At 68.4% G+C, this 22,031-nt stretch carries 23 protein-coding genes; 17 read left to right on the forward strand and 6 right to left on the reverse strand.

The annotated features are described in order from the left end of the window. Positions 1-3 precede the first annotated feature (3 nt). The 9 genes from efp (at position 4) to pyrF (ending at position 10,008) form a co-directional block, all read left to right on the forward strand. Positions 4-567 (forward strand): elongation factor P, encoded by a 564-nt coding sequence (efp, locus tag LEL84_RS02175; protein WP_058250342.1) that lies wholly within the window; start codon positions 4-6, stop codon positions 565-567. A 3-nt stretch (positions 568-570) separates the two neighbouring features. Beyond that, positions 571-1,056 (forward strand): transcription antitermination factor NusB, encoded by a 486-nt coding sequence (gene nusB, locus LEL84_RS02180; RefSeq protein ID WP_137808795.1) that lies wholly within the window; start codon positions 571-573, stop codon positions 1,054-1,056. 118 nt (positions 1,057-1,174) lie between these two features. Then, positions 1,175-1,759, forward strand: a complete 585-nt coding sequence (pyrR, locus tag LEL84_RS02185; protein ID WP_058250344.1) for a bifunctional pyr operon transcriptional regulator/uracil phosphoribosyltransferase PyrR — start codon at positions 1,175-1,177, stop codon at positions 1,757-1,759. Continuing rightward, complete coding sequence (locus LEL84_RS02190) at positions 1,759-2,709, forward strand: aspartate carbamoyltransferase catalytic subunit (protein WP_058250562.1); 951 nt, start codon at positions 1,759-1,761, stop codon at positions 2,707-2,709. The genes pyrR and LEL84_RS02190 overlap by 1 nt, the downstream gene beginning before the upstream one ends. 31 nt (positions 2,710-2,740) lie before the next feature. After that, positions 2,741-4,048: a dihydroorotase gene (locus tag LEL84_RS02195; protein WP_226513223.1), complete on the forward strand. Its 1,308-nt coding sequence runs from the start codon at positions 2,741-2,743 to the stop codon at positions 4,046-4,048. Further along, positions 4,045-4,680, forward strand: coding sequence for a hypothetical protein (locus tag LEL84_RS02200; RefSeq protein ID WP_068971599.1), 636 nt, complete (start codon positions 4,045-4,047; stop codon positions 4,678-4,680). The genes LEL84_RS02195 and LEL84_RS02200 overlap by 4 nt, the downstream gene beginning before the upstream one ends. Continuing rightward, on the forward strand, positions 4,677-5,846 hold the full coding sequence (gene carA / locus LEL84_RS02205; protein ID WP_068971598.1) for a glutamine-hydrolyzing carbamoyl-phosphate synthase small subunit: 1,170 nt from the start codon (positions 4,677-4,679) through the stop codon (positions 5,844-5,846). Before LEL84_RS02200 ends, carA begins: the two co-directional genes overlap by 4 nt. Next, a complete protein-coding gene (gene carB / locus LEL84_RS02210) occupies positions 5,846-9,181 on the forward strand; it encodes a carbamoyl-phosphate synthase large subunit (RefSeq protein ID WP_226513224.1) in 3,336 nt (1,111 codons plus the stop codon). Before carA ends, carB begins: the two co-directional genes overlap by 1 nt. Next, positions 9,178-10,008, forward strand: coding sequence for an orotidine-5'-phosphate decarboxylase (pyrF, locus tag LEL84_RS02215; protein WP_068971596.1), 831 nt, complete (start codon positions 9,178-9,180; stop codon positions 10,006-10,008). Before carB ends, pyrF begins: the two co-directional genes overlap by 4 nt. 105 nt (positions 10,009-10,113) lie before the next feature. Here pyrF and LEL84_RS02220 read toward each other — a convergent pair whose 3' ends face one another. Genes LEL84_RS02220 through LEL84_RS02235 form a run of 4 tightly spaced genes read right to left on the reverse strand, consistent with a single transcriptional unit; the run spans position 10,114 to position 12,215 of the window. After that, a complete protein-coding gene (locus LEL84_RS02220) occupies positions 10,114-10,689 on the reverse strand; it encodes a hypothetical protein (protein ID WP_226513225.1) in 576 nt (191 codons plus the stop codon). Beyond that, positions 10,686-11,477, reverse strand: coding sequence for a DUF6973 domain-containing protein (locus tag LEL84_RS02225; protein ID WP_226513226.1), 792 nt, complete (start codon positions 11,475-11,477; stop codon positions 10,686-10,688). The genes LEL84_RS02220 and LEL84_RS02225 overlap by 4 nt, the downstream gene beginning before the upstream one ends. 9 nt (positions 11,478-11,486) lie before the next feature. Continuing rightward, on the reverse strand, positions 11,487-11,903 hold the full coding sequence (locus LEL84_RS02230) for a hypothetical protein (protein ID WP_226513227.1): 417 nt from the start codon (positions 11,901-11,903) through the stop codon (positions 11,487-11,489). Between the two features lie 3 nt (positions 11,904-11,906). Further along, positions 11,907-12,215, reverse strand: a complete 309-nt coding sequence (locus LEL84_RS02235; protein WP_226513228.1) for a type VII secretion target — start codon at positions 12,213-12,215, stop codon at positions 11,907-11,909. Positions 12,216-12,767: 552 nt separating this feature from the next. On the opposite strand from LEL84_RS02235, the gene mihF reads away from it, so the two are divergent. The 8 genes from mihF (at position 12,768) to LEL84_RS02275 (ending at position 21,031) form a co-directional block, all read left to right on the forward strand. Next, the gene (mihF, locus tag LEL84_RS02240; RefSeq protein WP_004021989.1) at positions 12,768-13,082 is read left to right on the forward strand and encodes an integration host factor, actinobacterial type; all 315 of its coding nucleotides are present in this window, start codon (positions 12,768-12,770) and stop codon (positions 13,080-13,082) included. A 40-nt stretch (positions 13,083-13,122) separates the two neighbouring features. After that, entirely contained in the window at positions 13,123-13,752 is a 630-nt protein-coding gene (gmk, locus tag LEL84_RS02245; protein ID WP_137808803.1) for a guanylate kinase, read from the forward strand. Between the two features lie 41 nt (positions 13,753-13,793). Beyond that, the gene (gene rpoZ, locus LEL84_RS02250; RefSeq protein WP_004021987.1) at positions 13,794-14,093 is read left to right on the forward strand and encodes a DNA-directed RNA polymerase subunit omega; all 300 of its coding nucleotides are present in this window, start codon (positions 13,794-13,796) and stop codon (positions 14,091-14,093) included. 12 nt (positions 14,094-14,105) lie between these two features. After that, complete coding sequence (gene coaBC / locus LEL84_RS02255) at positions 14,106-15,377, forward strand: bifunctional phosphopantothenoylcysteine decarboxylase/phosphopantothenate--cysteine ligase CoaBC (RefSeq protein WP_068971593.1); 1,272 nt, start codon at positions 14,106-14,108, stop codon at positions 15,375-15,377. Positions 15,378-15,463: 86 nt separating this feature from the next. Then, positions 15,464-16,672, forward strand: coding sequence for a methionine adenosyltransferase (gene metK / locus LEL84_RS02260; RefSeq protein WP_159370733.1), 1,209 nt, complete (start codon positions 15,464-15,466; stop codon positions 16,670-16,672). 64 nt (positions 16,673-16,736) lie between these two features. Next, positions 16,737-18,701, forward strand: coding sequence for a primosomal protein N' (locus LEL84_RS02265; protein ID WP_226513229.1), 1,965 nt, complete (start codon positions 16,737-16,739; stop codon positions 18,699-18,701). Continuing rightward, positions 18,702-19,661, forward strand: coding sequence for a methionyl-tRNA formyltransferase (fmt, locus tag LEL84_RS02270; RefSeq protein WP_226513230.1), 960 nt, complete (start codon positions 18,702-18,704; stop codon positions 19,659-19,661). It abuts the gene before it with no gap. Beyond that, positions 19,658-21,031, forward strand: coding sequence for an RsmB/NOP family class I SAM-dependent RNA methyltransferase (locus tag LEL84_RS02275; RefSeq protein WP_226513231.1), 1,374 nt, complete (start codon positions 19,658-19,660; stop codon positions 21,029-21,031). The genes fmt and LEL84_RS02275 overlap by 4 nt, the downstream gene beginning before the upstream one ends. Before the next feature lie 7 nt (positions 21,032-21,038). On the opposite strand, the gene LEL84_RS02280 is transcribed toward LEL84_RS02275, so the two are convergent. Both LEL84_RS02280 and LEL84_RS02285 read right to left on the reverse strand, forming a co-directional pair. Further along, complete coding sequence (locus LEL84_RS02280; RefSeq protein ID WP_065632143.1) at positions 21,039-21,515, reverse strand: SRPBCC domain-containing protein; 477 nt, start codon at positions 21,513-21,515, stop codon at positions 21,039-21,041. Next, positions 21,512-21,847: an ArsR/SmtB family transcription factor gene (locus LEL84_RS02285; protein WP_137808807.1), complete on the reverse strand. Its 336-nt coding sequence runs from the start codon at positions 21,845-21,847 to the stop codon at positions 21,512-21,514. Before LEL84_RS02285 ends, LEL84_RS02280 begins: the two co-directional genes overlap by 4 nt. Between the last annotated feature and the right edge of the window lie 184 nt (positions 21,848-22,031).

Below are 22,031 nucleotides of genomic sequence, written 5' to 3' on the forward strand. Positions count from 1 at the left end.
CACATGGCATCCACCGCCGACTTCAAGAACGGCCTCGTGCTGCGCATGGACGACCAGCTCTGGCAGATCATGGAGTTCCAGCACGTCAAGCCGGGCAAGGGTCCCGCGTTCGTGCGCACCAAGATCAAGAACGTGCTGAGCGGCAAGACTGTCGACAAGACCTTCAACGCGGGCGTCAAGGTCGAGACCGCGACGGTCGACCGTCGCGACATGACCTTCCTCTACAACGACGGCACCGACTACGTGTTCATGGACGCGCAGGACTACGAGCAGTTCTCCCTGCCCCCGGCCACCGTCGGCGACGGCGCCCGCTTCCTGCTGGAGAACATGACCGTGCAGGTCTCGCTGAACGAGGGCAACCCGTTGTTCGTCGAACTGCCGGTCACGGTGGAGCTGATCGTCGCCCAGACCGATCCCGGACTCCAGGGCGACCGTTCCACCGGCGGCACCAAGCCCGCCACGCTCGAGACCGGCGCCGAGATCCAGGTTCCGCTGTTCATCAACACCGGTGACAAGCTCAAGGTCGATTCGCGCGACGGCAGCTATCTCGGCCGCGTCAACTCCTGACCTGTGAAACAACCCGGAGCCCGACACAAGGCGCGGCGGCGCGCGGTGGACCTGCTCTTCGAGGCCGAGGCCAAGAAGGTCAGTCCCGCGCAGCTCGTCGCCGAACGTCGTGAATACGTCCGCTCGGACGAGAGCGTCGGCTCGATCCACGACTACACCGCGACCGTGATCCAGGGACTCGCCGAGGACCAGGGTCAGGTCGACGCGGTCATCTCGTCGTATCTGCGCGACTGGACCCTCGAACGTCTCCCGGCCGTCGATCGCGCCATCATGCGACTGGCGACGTGGGAGCTGTTCAACTCTCTCGACGTCGACACGATCGTCGTCGTCGACGAGGCGGTCGAACTCGCCAAAGAACTTTCGACCGACGACTCGCCGGCCTTCGTGAACGGCGTGCTGGCCAAGATCGCCGAGCTCGCGCCGCAGGTCCGCGCAGCCGCTTCCGCCGAACCCGGTGGGGCCGCACCCGGACGGCCGGAGCCCAACTGATCCGCACCGGGTGTGGCGTACGTCGCGGGAATTCGTCGGCGTCGCCGCCCGGTGTAGAGTGTCGCGAGACAGACATCCTTTAACGATCCGTCCTGCGAGGCGGAGAAGGAGGTCGGCTTTGGCCAGCCCCGCTCCCAGGGTGCTGCTCGATGCCGCTGACGTGTCGCGCACGATTGCCCGCGTCGCACACCAGGTCATCGAGAAGACTGCTCTGGATTCGCCCGACGCACCTCGCGTCGTCCTCATCGGAATCCCCACTCGCGGAACATCTCTCGCCACCCGGCTGGGTGCCAAGATCAGCGAGTTCGCGGGCGTCGACGTGCCGGTGGGATATCTCGACATCACGCTCTACCGCGATGATCTACGCGGCAAGCCACACCGCCCGCTCGAGCGGACGATGGTGCCGGCCGGTGGCGTCGACAGCGCCATCGTGATCCTCGTCGACGATGTCCTCTACTCCGGACGGACGGTCCGTGCCGCGCTCGACGCACTGCGCGATCTCGGTCGTCCCGCGGCCGTGCAACTCGCGGTCCTCGTCGACCGTGGCCATCGCGAACTCCCGTTGCGCGCAGACTATGTCGGCAAGAACATCCCGACGGCCCGCGACGAACAGGTCTCGGTCCATCTCGTCGAACACGACGGCATCGACGAGGTCGTCCTCGCCTCGGCGTCGAGTTCGGTTGCCGCGGAGAGTGATTCATGATGCGGCATCTGTTGTCGACGCAAGACCTCAGCCGTGACGACGCCACCGCCCTCCTCGACGACGCCGAGCGTTTCGAGCAGGCCCTGACCGGGCGTGAGGTGCGCAAACTGCCGACGCTGCGCGGTCGGACGGTGATGACCGTGTTCTACGAGAACTCCACCCGCACCCGAGTCTCCTTCGAAGTCGCGGGCAAGTGGATGAGTGCCGACGTCATCAACGTCAGTGCTTCGAGTTCCTCTGCGGGCAAAGGGGAGTCGTTGCGCGACACGGCCAAGACCCTGCACGCGGCGGGCGCCGACGCGCTGATCGTCCGGCATCCGGCGTCGGGCGCGCCGGCCCAGATCGCCGACTGGACGACCACGCCCGACGGTGACGGTCCCGCGGTGATCAACGCCGGCGACGGAACGCACGAGCATCCCACGCAGGCGCTCCTCGACGCGCTGACCCTGCGACAGCGGCTCGGTTCGCTCGAGGGCAGGCGGATCGCGATCGTCGGCGACATCATCCACTCCCGCGTCGCGCGGTCGAACGCCCACCTGCTCTCGACGCTCGGCGCCGAGGTCGTCCTGGTGGCGCCCCCGACGCTGCTGCCTGTCGGGGTGGACCAGTGGCCGGTGAGCGTCTCGGGAAGTCTGGACGCCGAGCTGCCGGCCGTCGACGCCGTCATGATGCTCCGCGTCCAGGCCGAACGCATGAACGGCGGGTTCTTCCCGAGTGCCCGCGAGTACTCGGTCCGCTTCGGGCTCAACGATCGTCGGATGGCGTTGCTGGCCGATGATGCCGTGGTCCTGCATCCCGGACCGATGTTGCGCGGTATGGAGATCGGCTACTCGGTGGCCGATTCGCCGAAGGCGACCGTGCTGGAGCAGGTCCGCAACGGCGTGCACGTCCGCATGGCGGTTCTGTTCCGGCTGCTGGTCGGTTCCGATTCCGCGGGTGCCCACCTATGACCGCCCATGACATCGTGTCAGGAGATGTGAAGTGACCGCCCGCACCGGATCCGTTCTTCTCCGCGCCGTTCGTCCATACGGCGAGGGTGACCCGATCGACGTCCTCGTAGTCGACGGCATCATCAGCGAGATCGGCCATCAGGTCACCGCACCCGAGGACACCGACGTCCTCGACGGCAAAGGTGGCGTGCTGCTGCCGGGGTTCGTCGACCTCCACACCCACCTGCGGGAGCCGGGCCGCGAGGACACCGAGACCATCCGGTCGGGTTCGGCAGCCGCCGCGCTCGGCGGTTACACCGCGGTCTTCGCGATGGCCAACACCAGCCCGGTGGCCGACAACTCGACCGTCACCGACAACGTGTGGCGGTCCGGGCGCGAGGTCGGACTCGTCGACGTGTACCCGGTCGGCGCCGTGACCGTGGGTCTGGCCGGCAAGCAGCTCGCCGAGATGGGCATGATGGCCGCCGGTGCCGCCGGCGTCCGGATGTTCAGCGACGACGGCAAGTGCGTCGACGATCCGCTCCTGATGCGCCGCGCGCTCGAGTACGCGACCGGGCTCGGCGTCCTCATCGCCCAGCACGCCGAGGAGCCGCGACTGACCGTCGGAGCCGTTGCCAACGAGGGGCCCACGGCCTCGCGCCTCGGCCTGGCGGGCTGGCCGCGGGCGGCCGAGGAGTCGATCGTGATCCGCGACGCCCTGCTCGCGCGCGACGCGGGTGCGCGCATCCACATCTGCCACGCCTCGACCGAGGGCACCGTCGAACTTCTCCGCTGGGCGAAGGACCAGGGGATCGCGATCACCGCCGAGGTGACCCCGCATCACCTGCTGCTCGACGACTCGCGGCTGGAGACGTACGACCCGGTCAACAAGGTGAATCCGCCGCTGCGCGAGGTCCGCGACAAAGAGGCGTTGCGACAGGCGCTGGCCGAGGGGATCGTCGACTGTGTGGCCACCGACCACGCGCCGCACGCCGCGCAGGAGAAGTGCTGCGAGTTCGCCCAGGCCAAGCCCGGGATGCTCGGCCTGCAGACAGCATTGCCGATCATCGTCGAGACCCTCGTGAAGCCCGGCCTGCTCGACTGGCGCGGCGTCGCGCGTGTGATGAGCGAGCGGCCCGCGCAGATTGTCGAACTGACCGATCAGGGTCGTCCGATCGAGGTCGGCGAGCCGGCGAACCTGGCCGTCGTCGACCCGGACACGTCCTGGGTGGTGCACGGTCCCGAGCTGGCGAGCTTGTCGGCCAACACCCCGTTCGAGTCGATGACCATGCCCGCCACCGTCACCGCGACGGTGCTGCGCGGCGTGGTGACGGCTCACGACGGGCAGGAGACCCGATGACCGCGAGACCCAGGCGTGGACTGGTACCGGCGGTCCTCGCGGTGTTGGTGGTCGCCTCGGTGATCGCGTCGCTGCTCGGATACGGCAAAATCGTCTTCAACGCCTGGTTCATCGGTGTGGTCGCGCTGCTGGCCCTCGGGGTGGCGTCGGTGTTCTACCTGCTGGCAACCGGGAATCGGAAGAAGACCGCGGCGCAGGCAGACCTGATCGGCACGCTGCCGACGATCCCCGCCGAGCCGGGCGCGGTGCTCAGAGGTCCAGATACCGGCCTCTACCTCGGCAGCACCATCGCGCCGAGCTGGCAGAACCGGGTGACCGTCGGCGACATCGGCGACCGGGCGTCCTCGGTGCTGACCGAGTTCGAGACGGGCATCCTCATCGCGCGTCAGGGAGCCAGCGACCTCTGGATTCCCCGGGAATCGATCACCGCGGTCCGGACCGAACGCGGCATCGCGGGCAAGGTGATGACCGCCGACGGCGTCCTCGCCATCCGCTGGGTCCTGCCCAGCGGCACCGAGATCGACTCCGGGGTGCGCGCCGACGACAAAACGATCTACCCCGGCTGGGTGAGCGCCTTCGCCGGGACGCACGACAGTGGACACGGGCCACAGGGACAAGGGGCACAGGAATGAACACAGCGGTCTTGGTGCTGGAGAACGGCCAGGTGTTCACCGGCCGGAGCTTCGGCGCAGTCGGCGAGACCCTTGGCGAGGCGGTGTTCTGCACCGCGATGACCGGCTATCAGGAAACCCTGACCGATCCGAGCTACCACCGGCAGATCGTGGTCGCCACGGCGCCGCAGATCGGCAACACCGGTTGGAACACCGAGGACGGCGAGAGCACGGGCAGCGCCGGGAGCATCGGCGTCGACGGTGACTCGGGCAAGATCTGGGTCGCGGGGTATGCGGTTCGCAACCCCACCCGACGCGTCTCCAACTGGCGTGCGACGACCTCCCTCGCAGAGGAGCTGGACCGTCAGGGCATCGTCGGGATCGGCGGTATCGACACCCGCACCGTGGTGCGCATCCTCCGCGACCACGGGTCGATGAAGGCCGGGATCTTCTCCGGCCCGGCGCTCGCCGACACCGACGAACTCGTCGCCCGCGTCCGCAATCAGCCGGACATGAAGGGCGCCCGGCTGGCCGACGAGGTCACCACCGACAGCGGTTACGTGGTCGAACCCCTCGACCAGCACCGGTTCACGGTGGCCGCCATCGACCTGGGCATCAAGACCAACACGCCGCGGATGTTCGCCGAACGCGGCGTCCGCACCCACGTGCTGCCCGCGACCGTCGCGCTCGACGCCATCGCCGACCTCAAACCCGACGGGGTGTTCCTCTCGAACGGTCCCGGCGACCCGGCCACGGCCGACGACATCGTCGAGCTGACCCGCGGGGTGCTCGGCCAGGACATCCCGCTCTTCGGCATCTGTTTCGGGAACCAGATCCTGGGCCGCGCGCTCGGCCGGTCGACCTACAAGATGAAGTTCGGTCACCGGGGCATCAACATCCCGGTCGTCGACCACGCCACCGGCAAGGTCTCGATCACCTCGCAGAACCACGGCTTCGCGCTCGAAGGCGAGGCGGGCGAGGAGTTCGACTCCGACTTCGGCCGCGCCCGGGTCAGCCATGTCTGCGCCAACGACGGCACCGTGGAGGGCGTCGAGCTGCTCTCCGGTCGCGCCTACTCGGTGCAGTACCACCCCGAGGCGGCCGCCGGTCCCCACGACGCCGCCTACCTGTTCGACAAGTTCGTCACCCTGCTCGAAGGGGACAAGTCCCAAGGAGCGAGTGCCTGATGCCGCGCCGCGAAGACATCAACCACGTCCTGGTCATCGGGTCCGGGCCGATCGTGATCGGTCAGGCCTGCGAGTTCGACTACTCCGGCACGCAGGCCTGCCGGGTCCTCAAGGCCGAGGGCCTGCGGGTCAGCCTGGTCAACTCGAACCCGGCCACGATCATGACCGATCCGGAGTTCGCCGACGCCACCTACATCGAGCCGATCACGGCCGAGTACGTGGAGAAGGTCATCGAGGCCGAGCGCGACGCCGGGCATCCCATCGACGCCGTGCTGGCCACCCTCGGCGGTCAGACCGCGTTGAACACCGCTGTTGCACTGCACGATCGCGGCTCACTGGAGAAGTACGGCATCGAGCTGATCGGCGCCGACTTCGACGCCATCCAGCGCGGCGAGGACCGGCAGATGTTCAAGGACATCGTCGAGAAGGTCGGCGGGGAGAGCGCCCGGTCCCGCGTCTGCCACACGATGGACGAGGTGCGGGACACCGTCGCCGAACTCGGGTTCCCGGTCGTCGTCCGGCCGTCGTTCACCATGGGCGGTCTCGGCTCGGGAATGGCCTACGACGACGAGGACCTCGACCGGATCGCGGGCGGCGGTCTCGCCGCCTCCCCGACGGCGAACGTCCTCATCGAGGAGTCGATCCTCGGGTGGAAGGAGTACGAGCTCGAGCTCATGCGCGACAACCGCGACAACGTGGTGGTCGTCTGCTCGATCGAGAACCTCGACCCGGTCGGCGTCCACACCGGCGACTCGGTGACCGTCGCCCCGGCGATGACGCTCACCGACCGCGAGTACCAGATCATGCGCGACCTCTCCATCGACATCCTGCGCGAGGTCGGCGTCGACACCGGCGGCTGCAACATCCAGTTCGCCCAGGACCCACGCGACGGCCGCCTCGTCGTCATCGAGATGAACCCGCGCGTGTCGCGGTCGTCGGCGCTCGCGTCGAAGGCCACCGGCTTCCCGATCGCCAAGATCGCCGCGAAGCTCGCCATCGGGTACAGCCTCGACGAGATCGTCAACGACATCACCAAGGAGACGCCGGCCTGTTTCGAGCCGACGCTCGACTACGTCGTGGTGAAGGCTCCGCGGTTCGCGTTCGAGAAGTTCCCGGGCGCCGACGACACGCTGACCACCACGATGAAGTCGGTGGGCGAGGCCATGAGCCTCGGTCGCAGCTTCGCCGAGGCACTCGGCAAGGTCATGCGGTCGCTGGAGACGAAGGCCGGCGGCTTCTGGGCCGAGCCCAACCGCCCCGACCCGGCGACGGTCGACCTGCCCGCCCTGCTCGAGGACATCAAGACCCCGCGCGACGGCCGGTTGTACAAGCTGATGCTCGCCTTCGAGGCCGGCGCGACGATCCAGGACCTCTACGAGGCCACTGCGATCGATCCCTGGTTCCTCGCCGAGATCGGCGGGATCGCCGCGCTCGGAGTGGAGATCCGCGACGCCGACACGCTGGACGAGGCGTTGCTGCGCGAGGCCAAGTCCACCGGCTTTTCCGACCGTCAGATCGCCGCTCTGCGTTCGGATTTCGCCGACGAGGCGGCCGTTCGCGCCCACCGGATCGGGCTGGGCGTACGGCCGGTCTACAAGACCGTCGACACCTGCGCGGCCGAGTTCGAGGCGAAGACGCCGTACCACTACTCGAGCTACGAACTCGACCCCGGGGCGACCAGTGAGATCGCGCCCCAGACGGAGCGCCCCAAGGTCCTGATCCTCGGATCGGGCCCCAACCGCATCGGTCAGGGCATCGAGTTCGACTACTCGTGCGTGCACGCCGCACTGACCCTGTCGGACGCCGGATACGAGACCGTCATGGTCAACTGCAACCCGGAGACGGTGTCCACCGACTACGACACCGCCGACCGTCTCTACTTCGAGCCGCTGACGTTCGAGGACGTCCTTGAGGTCTACCACGCCGAATCGGAGTCGGGCACCGTCGAAGGTGTCATCGTCCAGCTCGGCGGCCAGACGCCGCTCGGTCTCGCGCACCGTTTGGAGGAGGCCGGGGTGCCGATCGTCGGCACCAGCCCGGCGGCCATCGACCTCGCCGAGGATCGCGGCGAGTTCGGCAAGGTGCTGACCGCCGCCGGACTACCGGCCCCGGCGTTCGGTACCGCGACGAGCTTCGACGAGGCCCGCGACACCGCCGCCCGGATCGGGTACCCGGTGCTCGTCCGGCCGTCGTACGTCCTCGGTGGACGCGGCATGGAGATCGTCTACGACGAGAAGTCCCTGGAGGACTACATCTCTCGCGCGACCGAGCTGACCCCGGATCATCCGGTACTGGTCGACCGGTTCCTCGAAGACGCGGTGGAGATCGACGTCGACGCCCTCTGCGACGGCGACGAGGTCTACATCGGCGGCGTGATGGAACACATCGAAGAGGCCGGAATCCACTCCGGTGACTCGGCGTGCGCGTTGCCGCCGGTCACTCTCGGCCGCGCCGACCTCGAGATGGTGCGGACCTCGACCGAGGCGCTGGCCAAGGGCATCGGCGTCAAGGGTCTGCTCAACGTCCAGTACGCGCTCAAGGACGACATCCTCTACGTGCTCGAGGCCAATCCGCGTGCGAGCCGGACGGTCCCGTTCGTCTCCAAGGCCACCGCGGTGCCCCTGGCCAAGGCGTGTGCGCGCGTCATGCTCGGCGCGACGATCGCCGATCTGCGGGAGCAGGGCATCCTGCCCGCCACCGGCGGCGGCGGAGAGGCTCCGGCGACGGCGCCGATCTCGGTGAAGGAAGCGGTCCTGCCGTTCAATCGGTTCCGTCGCCATGACGGCAGCGGGGTCGACAACCTGCTGAGCCCCGAGATGAAGTCGACCGGCGAGGTCATGGGCATCGACGCCGACTTCGGTCGCGCATTCGCCAAGTCGCAGACCGCCGCCTACGGCTCGCTCCCGACCAGCGGCAAGATCTTCGTGTCGGTGGCCAACAAGGACAAGCGGGCGCTGATCTTCCCCGTGAAGCACCTCGCCGACCTGGGGTTCGACATCCTGGCCACCGAGGGGACCGCGGACGTGTTGCGCCGCAACGGGATCAAGTGCGAGACGGTGCGCAAGCACTTCGAGGCCGCCGAGGGGCAGCGCACGATCGTCGACATCATCCGCGCCGGCGAGGTGACGATGGTGATCAACACCCCGTATGGCAACTCGGGGCCCCGCGTCGACGGCTACGAGATCCGGAGCGCCGCGGTGTCGGTGAACATCCCGTGTATCACCACGGTGCAGGGTGCCTCGGCCGCCGTGCAGGGCATCGAGGCCGCGATGACCGGCGACATCGGGGTGCGGTCGCTGCAGAACCGGCACGCCGACCTGGCCGGCCGCTCGTGACGGACGCGTCCGGGTTCGGCGGCCGCTACACGAGGGCGGTCGTCGAGCGCGGGCGTCTGTGCGCCGGGATCGATCCCCACGCCGCGTTGCTCGAGGAATGGGGCCTCTCGGTGGACATCGACGGACTGTCGGCGTTCGCCGACATCTGCGTCGAGGCGCTGGGTCCGGTGGCCGCCGTCATCAAACCTCAGGTCGCGTTCTTCGAGCCGTTCGGTTCGGCGGGTTTCGCGGTGCTGGAACGCGTCGTCGCGGGCTGTCGCGAGGCGGGCGCCCTCGTCATCGCCGACGCCAAGCGCGGTGACATCGGTTCGACGATGGCCGCCTACGCGCAGGCCTGGTTGTCCGAGTCGTCGCCGCTGTGCGCCGACTCGGTCACCGCGTCTCCCTACCTGGGTTACGAATCCCTGCGCTCTGCACTGGATCTCGCGCGGTCCGGCGAGCGCGGCGTCTTCGTGCTGGCGCGGACGTCGAACCCGGAGGGCGGCGAGCTGCAGCGGGCACAGGTGGGGGAGCGGACGGTCGCGCAATCGATCGTCGACGCCGCGGCCGCCGAGAACACGGACGGGACCGCGACCGTCGGCCTGGTCGTCGGGGCGACACGTGAGCACGGGCTCGATCTCGCCGGCCTCCGCGGCCCGATCCTGGCCCCCGGGCTGGGTGCCCAGGGTGCAACGGCCGCCGACCTGCCGATTGTGTTCGAGGGGGCCGACCCGGCCTGGGTGCTGCCCGCCAGTTCCCGCGGCGTGCTCCGAGCCGGGCCCGATCCCATCGCCCTGCGCGACGCTTTCGTCCGCGCCCGCGACGAGGTCGAGGCCGCGCTGGGCTGAGGTGCGGTCAGGAGTCGCGGGTTCGGGAGACAACCGGCGGTCGCCACGGCGACGCCCGCTCCGGCGACCGCCAGTATCGACGACGATCGAATCGATCGATGCGGATCACTGCCCACCGGCGATAACTCTCCGCAGCACCGGCCGTTTGATCGACGTATCTGAATAGAGGGTTTCGTCACGACCGAGCGCTGGGATCTCATCGGGCGCGATCACCGGCTGAGACCCCGCACCTGCCGTCTGCACTGGGTTCGGTCCGTTGAAGAAGACGTAGTAGCCGTCCGAGCCGCGGTCGGGATCGCTCGTACTGAACCCTCGGTAGCAGATGTTGGTCGTACCGGCCGCGGCATTGAGCACCGAGCTGTCACTGGACATTCCGATGTAGATGAGGCGGTCCCAGTCTTCGGATGAGGACCAACCCGCGCGTCGGGCTATGTCGTCGAGACTCGTCGTGGTGCCGGCGGTCGCTGCGAGCTCGTCAGCCACCCTGAAGAAGTCGGCCGACGAACCCAATGGGGCATCGTTACTCCACAGGAAGAACTCGCGCGAGCACTCCTCTTGGGGCTTCTCGCCGAGCCTCGGGATCGGAAGGCACGCGGCCGCACCCAAGGCGGTCATCACAATGACGACCACGAGTGTCAAACTGCGGATACGTTGTGCAGTAAGCGTAATCTGCCCGGTCACGTGGTCGGCGCCGGCAACGGGATGTCTGTCTTCAACGCAATTCCTGTCTCGCGTTTCGCGACCTTGTCGCTCCACTCGATCTCTCCGTTCTCGTCCAAGACGACCGTGCGGCCTGCGGTTATGGCTCTGTCCACCAGCTCGGCGAGCCTTTGCGGGTCTGCGTCCGGATTCTCGGTCGCGATCCGTCGTCCCACCTCGTTGTTGTAGAGATCCATGGCCTCACGGCTGGCTGGGTTTCCGCCGAGGCCTTCATGAACAGTCGCGAACCTCGTGGTCCACTCCTGACCGAAACGGTCGGTCATGAGCGCGTTCCAATATGTGTGGCGGAACGCGTCACCGTGGCCGTCTGCCAGTGAGTTCTCCCGCCTGTCACGATTCGGGTGCCGTGCGGTGGCAACGGCATCCGCCTTCGACTGGATCTGGAAGAAGTCGTAGACCTCTCGCCAGCCCGTCACCGGAACCGCTCCCATCTCGGCGAGCATGGTGACTTCCTCGGGCGTCATGAGGGTGGGCTTGAACGTGGGATCGAACCTGCGGATCGTGTCGAGCAGGTCGCCCGAGGGCCACAGTCGCGCTCCGCCCTTGGACGCGTCGACCTGATACTCGCGCAGGATTTCGGCGAGCCGGGGATCGGAGTGGTGACCCGCCGCACCTGCTTTCACGGAGTCGGGGAGTTTCTCGAGGATCCGTCGCAGCCCTTCGGACCCGACCTTGTCGATCTCCTCGATGCGCCGCAGAGAACCGCGGATCTCCCTGGTGAGGTAGCTCTCCAGCGACTCCTTCTGCACGATCTTGACCTAGTAGGCCAACTTCCAGGTCTTCAGCCATTCGAGGTTCGACTTCGTCGAGTAGACCTCCCCGTCACCGGCGACGGCGAGTTCGAACTCCGAGCCGAGTGCCTCGGCCTTCTTCGACCTCACGTTGGCGATCTCGCCCTCCATCGAGGCCAGAAGGGAATCGAACCTCCCGGCCAGCGACTCGATCACGGTGGCACTGCGATCGGCAGCGTCCGCGTGCGCGTTCGACGACTCCCGGGCGTCCCGTCCGCCGTCACTGCGCCAGTATCCCAGTGAGCCGTCGAAGGTCGTAACAGCTGCTCTGGCCGTACCCCTCAAGTCGGCGGACTTCGACGTCAACCGGTCACTGACCGTCCTCGCGCTGCCGAAGTCCCACGCCAGCACCTTCTCGACGGTGTACGCGAATCCATCCGACACCGCTCAGCCTCCCGGCGTCGCCGGTACGGCGGCAGTGGACTCGATCCCGGCTGCGCCATGGCGGTCGGAGTTCTCATAGGACTCAGCGGCCCGCATGCACAGGTCGGCATAACCCCGGTACCTGTCGGCATGGTGGTCTATCACCTTGTTCAGAGCTTTCGCCGCATCCCTGAGGTTCGCGGCGAGCTCGTTGCCACCGGCACCACTGGAGGCGTCGGCCCCGCCGTCGAGCGGCGCGAGTCTGCGTACCGTTCCGTCGACCGCACGCATTTTCTCGCCCAGTTCGCGCACCCGCGCCGGAACCACCTTCATCAACCGCCCCCGATCAGCTACTTCCCCGAAAGTCAGATCATGCTAGCCGCGTGCACCGACGACGGCGGGCAGCTCTCCCCAGGGATGCCGTGGGACCGCCCGCGACACGCGCGGTGCCTCGGCCCAATCCCAGAATTTCCGGCCACATCACTGGTGTCACACGCGTCTCAGTCGAGGGACGTCCGGGCGAGAGGTCGTTCGCTTTGCTATCGACCACCTTGTCGCACGATGTTGCCCTGACCTGCGAGAATGTCACGAAACACGTAGTCAGCGCGGTGGGGGAGGCACTGAATCGGTGCTGTGCTCCCGTGAACGCACACGAGGCCCTACAACATGAGAAAACGCCCCGAAAACGGGGGGTCGCACTCGCAAATGCCTGCTCACGTGGGTACGGTCGCATTCGCCGCCAACATTTTGATGGCGTCGGCCGGGTGCAGACCCGGCTGACAGGCCGGCGATGGCGATCCAGCCGCGGTCGCACGGCAACAGAGCCTCGGACGCCCCCGGGCGAACGATGCAGTCCCACTCGAGAACGAAAGACGGAGGAACCCCGTGGCCCTTCCCCAGTTGACCGATGAGCAGCGCGCCGCTGCGTTGGAGAAGGCAGCTGCCGCTCGTCGCGTCCGCGCGGAGCTCAAGGAGCGCCTCAAGCGCGGTGGCACCGATCTCCAGCAGGTGCTCAAGGATGCCGAGAACGACGAGATCCTGGGCAAGATGAAGGTCTCGGCCCTGCTCGAGGCCCTGCCCAAGGTCGGCAAGGTCAAGGCGCAGGAGATCATGACCGAGCTCGAGATCGCCCCGACCCGCCGCCTGCGTGGTCTCGGCGACCGTCAGCGCAAGGCTCTGCTCGAGAAGTTCAGCTCCTGAGCGTGAGCAACCGAACCGGATACGGCAGCGGAACGAACCCGTGGACGCGGCGGTGAACCACCGCCCGGACCACGAGGGAACCGGACGCACGAGGGGTCGACTGATCGTTTTGGTCGGCCCCTCGGCCGTCGGCAAGTCCACCGTGGTCGCGAGGGTCTGCGCCGCGGTACCCGATGTCTACTTCAGCGTCTCGGCGACAACCCGGGACCCACGGCCCGGCGAGGTCGACGGCCGCGACTACCACTTCGTGTCCGCGGGCGACTTCGACAAGATGATCGCCGCCGACGAACTCCTGGAATGGGCCGAGATCCACGGCGGGCTGCAGCGCTCGGGCACCCCCATCGCCCCCGTGCTCGCCGCTCTGGAAGCCGGCAAACCGGTTCTGGTCGAGGTCGACCTGGTCGGTGCGCGCAACGTCGTGGCCCGGCTCCCGGAGGCGATCACCGTCTTCCTCGCGCCGCCCAGCTGGGACGAACTCGTAGCCCGCCTGACCGGGCGGGCCACCGAGACGCCCGAGGCGATCGAGCGCCGACTGGCCACCGCGCGCACCGAGATGGCCGCGCAGGACGAGTTCGACCACGTCATCGTGAACAGCGAAGTCGACCGCGCCGTCGATGAGTTGGTATCCTTGCTGGTCGGACCTGAACAGCCGGCCGCATCCGCGACCTGACCGGCCCTTTCCGACACCCAGACCTCGACGCAGGAGTTCGTGTGAGCACCCCGACCAATTTCGACATCACCGAGATCGCCGACGCACCGGCCTACGACACGCCGCTGGGGATCACCAATCCGCCGATCGATGATCTCCTCGACCGCGCGTCGTCGAAGTACGCACTCGTCATCTACGCAGCCAAGCGTGCGCGCCAGATCAACGACTACTACAACCAGCTCGGCGACGGCATCCTCGAGTATGTCGGCCCGCTGGTCGAGCCCGGCCTCCAGGAGAAGCCGCTGTCGATCGCGATGCGTGAGATCCACTCCGACCTGCTCGAGCACACCGAGGGCGAATAGTCGTCGTCGGTGATGACCAAACCGACCGGAACCCGGCGACGCATCCTGATCGGCGTCGGCGGCGGGATCGCGGCCTACAAGGTCTGCTCGGTGATCCGACACTTCACCGAGTCCGGCCATGACGTCCGCGTCGTGCCGACCCCGGCTGCGCTCGAGTTCGTCGGCAAGGCGACCTTCGAGGCGCTGAGCGGTAACCCCGTCTCCACGACCGTGTTCGACGACGTCGACGAGGTCGCGCACGTCCGGCTCGGGCAGGGGGCGGACCTCGTGGTCATCGCCCCGGCCACCGCCGACCTCATGGCCCGCGCCGCACAGGGGCGTGCCGACGACCTGCTGACCGCATCGCTGCTGACCGTGCGGTGCCCGGTGCTGTTCGTGCCCGCGATGCACACCGAGATGTGGGAGCACCCCGCCACGCAGGCCAACATCGCGACGCTGCGGTCGCATGGCTCGGTCGTGATGACACCCGCGTCGGGCCGTCTCACCGGCACCGACTCGGGCCGCGGTCGTCTGCCGGATCCTCAGGAGATCGCCCTGGTGGGCGAGCTGTTGCTCGATCGCGCCGACGCACTCCCGTACGACCTCGCCGGCGTCCGCGTGCTCATCAGCGCCGGCGGCACCCGGGAACCGCTCGACCCGGTCCGGTACCTCGGCAACCACAGCTCCGGCAAACAGGGCTTCGCGCTGGCCCGCGCCGCGGCCCAACGCGGCGCGAGCGTCACCGTCGTCGCCGGGTCCACTGCCGACCCGGGCGACCCGGCCGGGGTCACCATCGTGCGGATCTCCACCGCCGAGCAACTCGCCGACGAGATGACCAAGCGCGCCGCCGACGCCGATGTCGTGATCATGGCCGCCGCGGTCGCCGACTTCCGACCGGTTGCGGTCGCCGAGTCGAAGATCAAGAAGGGCGACGAGGGGCCGGCGCCGATCCATCTCACCACCAATCCCGACATCCTGCGCGGACTCGTCACCGCACGCGACGAGGGCCGCATTCCCACTGCCACCGTGATCGTCGGGTTCGCCGCCGAGACCGGCGACGAGACCGGCGGTGTCCTCGACCACGGCCGCGCCAAGCTCGCCCGCAAGGGCTGCGACCTCCTCGTCGTCAACGCCGTCGGCGACGGCAAGGCCTTCGGGACCGAGGACAACACCGGCTGGTTGCTCGCCGCCAACGGCGACGAGACCGCCTTGCCCTTCGGGTCGAAAACACTCATGTCGAGTCGGATACTTGACGAAGTGCGGCAACTGGTGCCTGATGGTCGAGGAGCTCGACCGACCGATTAGGTTGGAAACATCCCCGGCCAGTCGGACTGGCCGACACCGCCAGCGGCGCGGCGACCATCGACGCGCGTAGATCTCGAGAGGATCTGATGACCACCTCGTCACGCCTGTTCACGAGCGAATCCGTCACCGAGGGACACCCCGACAAGATCTGTGACGCGATCAGCGACTCGATTCTCGACGCCATCCTCACCGACGATCCGAAGGCGCGTGTCGCGGTCGAGACCCTCGTGACCACCGGACAGGTGCACGTCGCCGGCGAGGTCACGACCACCGCCTACGCCGACATCCCCAAGATCGTTCGCGACAAGGTCCTGGAGATCGGGTACGACTCGTCGACGAAGGGCTTCGACGGCGCATCGTGCGGCGTGAACGTCGCCATCGGTGCGCAGTCCCCGGACATCGCGGGTGGCGTCTTCAACTCGCACGAGAGCCGCAGCGGCATCTCGGAGGACGAGATCGACAGCCAGGGTGCCGGCGATCAGGGCCTCATGTTCGGCTACGCCACCAACGAGACCCCGGAACTCATGCCGGTTCCCATCGCGCTGGCCCACCGCCTGTCGCGGCGCCTCACCGAGGTGCGCAAGAACGGCACGCTCCCGTACCTGCGCCCCGACGGCAAGACGCAGGTCACCATCGAATACGACGGTGACACCCCGGTCCGCCTCGACACCGTGGTCCTGTCGACGCAGCATGCCGCCGACATCGACCTCGACAATCTCCTCGCGCCGGACATCAAGAAGCAGGTCGTCGACGCGGTGCTCGCCGAGATCGATCTGCCGACCCTCGACACCACCGACTACCGTCTGCTGGTCAACCCGACCGGCAAGTTCGTCCTCGGCGGCCCGATGGGTGACGCCGGCCTGACCGGCCGCAAGATCATCGTCGACACCTACGGCGGCATGGCCCGTCACGGCGGCGGCGCGTTCTCCGGCAAGGACCCGTCGAAGGTCGACCGCAGCGCGGCCTACGCGATGCGCTGGGTGGCCAAGAACGCCGTGGCCGCGGGACTGGCGAACCGCATCGAGGTCCAGGTCGCCTACGCGATCGGCAAGGCCGCACCGGTCGGCCTGTTCGTCGAGACGTTCGGCACCGAGAACGTCGATCCGACTGTCATCGAGCGGGTCATCACCGAGAACTTCGACCTGCGTCCGCTCGCGATCATCCGCGACCTCGACCTGCTGCGCCCGATCTACGCACCGACCGCCGCGTACGGCCACTTCGGTCGCACCGACGTCGACCTGCCGTGGGAGCGGACCGACCGCGCGGAGAAGCTGCGGGCCGCCGCGGGTCTGTAGACCCTCTGCGGAAGTACTCTCACTGACACCCAAAGGAGCACGGGTCCCGGCCGCCGATCTGCCGGTGGCCCGTGTTCTTCCTGTTCTGGGGCTCGCTCACCTCGACCGTCCCTTCGATTACCTGATCGACGTCGACCAGGACGAGGACGCGCAGCCCGGTGTTCGTGTCCGCGTGCGATTCTCGGGTCGGCTCGTCGACGGCTACCTCCTCGAGCGCATCGAGAAGAGCGATCATCCCGGCAAGCTGGGCTGGCTCGACCGGGTCGTGTCCGCCGAGCCGGTACTGACCCCGCAGCTGGCGACGCTGTGCCGTGCGGTGGCCGATCGGTACGCGGGCACGATGGGCGACGTCGTGCGCCTGGCCATACCGCCGCGGCATGCGCGCACCGAGAAGGAGACGACGCCCGACCCGGCCGCTGTCGTCGAATCGCCCGAACTCGCCGACTGGCATCTGTATGCCCTGGCCGACTCCTACGTGGAGAACCTGGCCGACAGTCATCCGCGGGCCGTCTGGCAGGCCCTACCGGGGGAGGACTGGCCGCGCCGTCTCGCCGAACTCGCCGCGGCGACCCTCGCAGCGGGACGCGGGTGCATCCTCGTCGTCCCCGATCAGCGTGATCTCGATCGGGTGTGGGCCGAGTGTGAGCCGTTGATCGGCGACCGTGGGGTCGCGCTGTCCGCCGGACTCGGACCCACCGCGCGCTACCGCCGATGGCTGGCCGTGCGCCGCGGTGCCGCGCAGCTGGTGATCGGTACCCGAAGCGCGGTGTTCGCGCCGGTCAAGGACCTCGGCCTGGTCGTCGTGTGGGATGACGGCGACGACAGCATGGCAGACCCGCGGGCGCCCTACCCGCATCCCCGCGAGGTGGCGGTGCTGCGGTCGCACCACGAGCGGTGCGGCCTGCTGCTCGGCGGGTTCGCCCGGACCGCCGAGGCTCAGGCGCTGGTGGTCTCGGGCTGGGCGCACGACCTCGTCGCCGACCGCACGACGGTCCGCACCCGCAGCCCCCGTGTCCAGGCCATCTCCGACGACGACCGGCAGATCGCACGCGACCCCATGGCCCGGTCGGCGCGCATCCCCGAAGTCGCGTTCGACGCGGCGCGGTCGGCGTTCGCCGCCGATCGTCCGGTGATCTTCAGCGTCCCGCGCCGGGGTTACGTGCCGTCGCTCGCATGCACCCGCTGCCGCGAACACGCGCGGTGCCGGGCCTGTCACGGACCGTTGCAGCTCGATGCCGACCAACGACTGAGCTGCCGCTGGTGCGGACGGCCCGAACGGTCCTTCCGGTGCCCGGAGTGCGGCAACACCTCGGTGCGCGCGACGGTGACCGGTGCACGCCGGACCGCCGAGGAGCTGGGACGTGCCTTCGCCGGCGTGCCGGTGCTGACCAGCGGCGGCAACACGATCCTCGACGAGATCGAACCCGGCGCACGGCTCGTCGTCGCGACGCCCGGCGCGGAACCGGTGGCCCCGGGCGGATACGGCGCCGCGATCGTCGTCGACACCTGGGCCCAGCTCGACCGGGCCGACCTGCGTGCCGAAGAGCACGCGGTCCGGCGGTGGATGGCGCTCGCCGCGATGGTGACCCCGCACGGTGACGGTGGGCGAGTGGTCATCGTCGCCGACTCGGCGCTCGCACCCGTGCAAGCCCTGATCCGTTGGGACCCGGTGGGTTTCGCCTCGATCCAGTTGCAACAGCGCGTGGAACTCGGATTCCCCCCGGCGGTGACGATGGCCTCGGTCGACGGGCCGACCGGTGTGATCACCGACTTCGTCGAGCACCTCGAGTTACCCTCCGACGCCGATGTTCTCGGCCCGGTGCCGTTGCCGCCCGGCGTCCGCCCACCGGCCGGCAGTGCCGAGTGGGAGGCCGCCGCGGACGACGAGATGGATCGCATCCTGGTGCGGTTGCCGCGCAAGCACGGACGGCTCCTCGCCGAGGCGCTCGTCGCGGGCCAGGTGCGCCGCAACACACATCGACAGACCGGGCCGATCCGGGTGCAGATCGACCCGCCTACGATCGGATGAATGCGCATCGTTTTCGCCGGGACCCCCGAGGTCGCCGTGCCGTCGTTGCAGGCCCTCATCGACTCGCCCTCACATGAGGTGGTCGGGGTCATCACCCGGCCCGACGCCGTGTCCGGCCGCGGCCGCAAGGTGATGCGGTCACCCGTCGGACAACTCGCCGACAAGCATGCGCTTGAGGTGATCACCCCGCGCCGGCTGTCGGAGCCGGAGGTCGACGACGTGCTCCGGCGCTGGGCTCCCGACTGCGGTGCCGTCGTGGCCTACGGCGGGCTCGTACCGCCCGGACTGCTGGACCTGCCGCGCCACGGTTGGATCAATCTGCACTTCTCGGTGCTGCCCGCCTGGCGCGGTGCCGCTCCGGTCCAGGCCGCCATCGCCGCCGGCGACGAGGTGACCGGGGCCAGCACGTTCCGGCTCGAGAAGGGTCTCGACACCGGTCCGGTCTTCGGGGTGCTCACCGAGACCATCCGACCCACCGACACCAGCGGTGATCTACTCGGGCGTCTCGCCGATGCCGGGTCGGGACTGTTGCTGTCCACGCTCGACGGCCTCGAGGCCGGTGAACTCGCCCCCGAACCGCAGCCCACCACGGGGGTGAGCCACGCGTCCAAGGTCGAGGTCGAGGACGCGCGGATCCGCTGGGAACTGCCGGCACACATCATCGATCGCCTGGTTCGCGCGTACACACCAGCACCCGGACCGTGGACCAGCCTCGACGACGCGCGGATCAAGGTCGGGCCGGTGTCGGTCGCGTCGGCCGACGATCCCGGTCTGCCCGATGCGGCGCGGGACGGCGGCCTGGCGCCCGGTGCACTCGCCGTCACGAAGAAGGCGGTGTTCGTCGGAACCGGTTCGCAGCCGGTGAGACTCGGCACCGTACAGCCGCCGGGGAAGAAGCCCATGCCCGCCGCCGACTGGGCTCGTGGCGCGCGCCTGACCGACGGGACGGTCCTGGGATGAGCGGCAAGTTCCGGCAGAAGGACCTCGATCCCGCGCGCGTGGCCGCCCGCGACACCCTCCGCGCGGTGCGCGAACGCGACGCGTATGCCAACCTCGTCCTGCCGAAGATGCTGCGCGAAAAAAAGATCGAGGGACGAGACGCCGCCTTCGCCACCGAGCTGGCCTACGGGGCCGCGCGGGCCCAGGGTCTGCTCGACGCGGTGATCTCCTCCGCCGCGAAACGGCCGGTCGCCGACATCGACGGCACGGTGCTCGACGTCCTGCGACTCGGCACCTATCAGCTGTTGCGGACGAGGGTCGGCGCACATGCGGCGGTCTCCACGTCGGTTGACCTGGTGCGCGCCGAAAACGGGATGGGGCCGTCCGGTTTCGTGAACGCGGTGCTGCGCAAGGTCTCCCAGAAGGACGAGGGCATGTGGGTGGAAGAGCTCGCACCGTCGCCCGCGGACGATCTCGTCGGCTATCTCGCCTTCCAGTACGCACATCCGCGCTGGATCGCGGAGGTGTTCCGCGACGCTCTCGGTGGTTCGGCGGGACAGCTGCAGGCGGCACTCGCCGCCGACGACGAGCGACCGCCGGTACATCTCGTCGCTCGTCCGGGGTTCATGACCGCCGAGGAACTCGCCCTCACCAGCGAGGGGGAGGTCGGCGACTACTCCCCGTACTGCGTGTACCTCCCGGGCGGCGATCCCGGCGACGTCGCCGCGATCCGTGAGGGGTACGCGGGTGTCCAGGACGAGGGCAGTCAGCTGATCGCCCGTGCGGTGACCGTGGCCGAGGTCGCCGACGACGGTGGGCGGTGGCTCGACATGTGCGCCGGCCCCGGCGGGAAGGCCGCATTGATCGGTTCGCTCGCCGAGATCGACGGTGCCCGACTCGATGCGGTCGAGGTGTCCGAGCATCGCGCCGGCCTGATCTGCAAGGTCGTGTCCGACCTCCCGGTCACCATCCATGTCGCCGACGCCCGGTCCAGTGGGCTCGACGCCGGTTACGACCGCATCCTGCTCGACGCTCCGTGCTCGGGGCTGGGCTCGCTTCGCCGACGACCCGAATCCCGCTGGCGCCGGACCACTGCCGACGTCGACGAACTCGTCGTCCTGCAGAAGGAGCTCCTCGCCGAAGCGCTGCGTCTCGTGAAACCCGGTGGCATCGTGGTCTATTCGACATGTTCGCCGCACCCGGCCGAGACGACGGCGGTGGTGGTCGACGTCCTGGCGTCGACGGACGGTGTGCGCCAACTCGACGCCCGCCCGTTGGTGACGGTGGGCAAGCTCGGCCCGGACCTGTTGGGCGACGGACCCCACGTTCAACTCTGGCCGCATGTCCACGGCACCGACGCCATGTTCCTGGCGGCGTTGACGCGGGACTAGTTCCGGGTCAGGACGTTCTGCTTTCCACGAGGGTGGCGAGCGCAGCGGTGACCGAACGCCAGCCGTCGTAGAACCCGAGTTCCTCATGGCGGTCACGATCGGACGGACTCCGATGGCGCACGACGACGCTGTACTCGGTTCCGTCTGCGTGCTCGGCCAGCGTGATCTCGGCGGTCATGGGGACCGGAGCCGGTTCGGCAGGGCGCCACGAACTGTCGACGGCATTCGTGAACACCAGGCGCTCGTGGAGATCGACGACGAGGAAGACGGCATCCATGTGCGGGACGAAAGTGGTTCCGTCGTCGCTCATCCGGGTCACGAGCCCACCGCCCGGTTCGGGTTCGAGGCGGTCGACGCGGGTGACGGTCGGAGCCGGTGTCCACCACTTGGCGAAGTTCTCCGGCTGGGTCCACGCCTCCCAGATGCGTTGTCGCGGAGCACCGATCACCCGGTGCAGGGTCAGGTCGAGCTCGGGGTCGATCATGGTGTCTCCTCGGTGTCGGTGACGAATTGTTCGAGACGGTCGGTGCGTTCGGTCCACACGGTGCGCTGATGTTCGAGCCACGTCGACAGACGGCGCATACGGCGCCTGTCGAGGGTGCACATCCGCGTGCGTCCGACCTTCTTGGTCAAGACGAGCCCGCTGTCCTCGAGCACGCGGAGATGCTTCATGAACGACGGCAGGGTGATGGGGAAGGGGTCGGCGAGCTCGCCGACGCTGGCCGGCCCACGCCCCAGGCGTTCGACGACGGCGCGGCGCGTCGGATCCGACAGAGCGCCGAAGATCTCGTCGAGTGCGCCCGAACTATATGCCATGTGGCTAAGTGTTGCAGGTCCCATCGCTTAACTCAATGGCTAAGCGAAAATCTGGCATCGGCCTTGTGGAAAGTGCATCGCAATGTGCTGCTTTTCAGATACCATCGAATGTATGTACGAGGACTATTCGGACGCAACTGGCCTCTTGGCTACCGAGCATCTACGGTCCATCGTGGGTGGGCTG

Source organism: Gordonia sp. WA4-43 (genome assembly GCF_020520305.1).
In the GTDB taxonomy this organism is placed as follows: Bacteria; Actinomycetota; Actinomycetes; order Mycobacteriales; family Mycobacteriaceae; genus Gordonia; species Gordonia hongkongensis.

What these genes read in the sequence shown, in the direction of transcription:
- efp (WP_058250342.1), top strand. Translation starts at nt 4, where the DNA reads ATGGCATCCACCGCCGACTTCAAGAACGGCCTCGTGCTGCGCATGGAC.
- LEL84_RS02190 (WP_058250562.1), top strand. Translation starts at nt 1,759, where the DNA reads ATGCGGCATCTGTTGTCGACGCAAGACCTCAGCCGTGACGACGCCACC.
- LEL84_RS02200 (WP_068971599.1), top strand. Translation starts at nt 4,045, where the DNA reads ATGACCGCGAGACCCAGGCGTGGACTGGTACCGGCGGTCCTCGCGGTG.
- carA (WP_068971598.1), top strand. Translation starts at nt 4,677, where the DNA reads ATGAACACAGCGGTCTTGGTGCTGGAGAACGGCCAGGTGTTCACCGGC.
- carB (WP_226513224.1), top strand. Translation starts at nt 5,846, where the DNA reads ATGCCGCGCCGCGAAGACATCAACCACGTCCTGGTCATCGGGTCCGGG.
- LEL84_RS02235 (WP_226513228.1), bottom strand. Translation starts at nt 12,215, where the DNA reads ATGAAGGTGGTTCCGGCGCGGGTGCGCGAACTGGGCGAGAAAATGCGT.
- coaBC (WP_068971593.1), top strand. Translation starts at nt 14,106, where the DNA reads ATGACCAAACCGACCGGAACCCGGCGACGCATCCTGATCGGCGTCGGC.
- metK (WP_159370733.1), top strand. Translation starts at nt 15,464, where the DNA reads ATGACCACCTCGTCACGCCTGTTCACGAGCGAATCCGTCACCGAGGGA.
- fmt (WP_226513230.1), top strand. Translation starts at nt 18,702, where the DNA reads ATGCGCATCGTTTTCGCCGGGACCCCCGAGGTCGCCGTGCCGTCGTTG.
- LEL84_RS02275 (WP_226513231.1), top strand. Translation starts at nt 19,658, where the DNA reads ATGAGCGGCAAGTTCCGGCAGAAGGACCTCGATCCCGCGCGCGTGGCC.
- LEL84_RS02280 (WP_065632143.1), bottom strand. Translation starts at nt 21,515, where the DNA reads ATGATCGACCCCGAGCTCGACCTGACCCTGCACCGGGTGATCGGTGCT.
- LEL84_RS02285 (WP_137808807.1), bottom strand. Translation starts at nt 21,847, where the DNA reads ATGGCATATAGTTCGGGCGCACTCGACGAGATCTTCGGCGCTCTGTCG.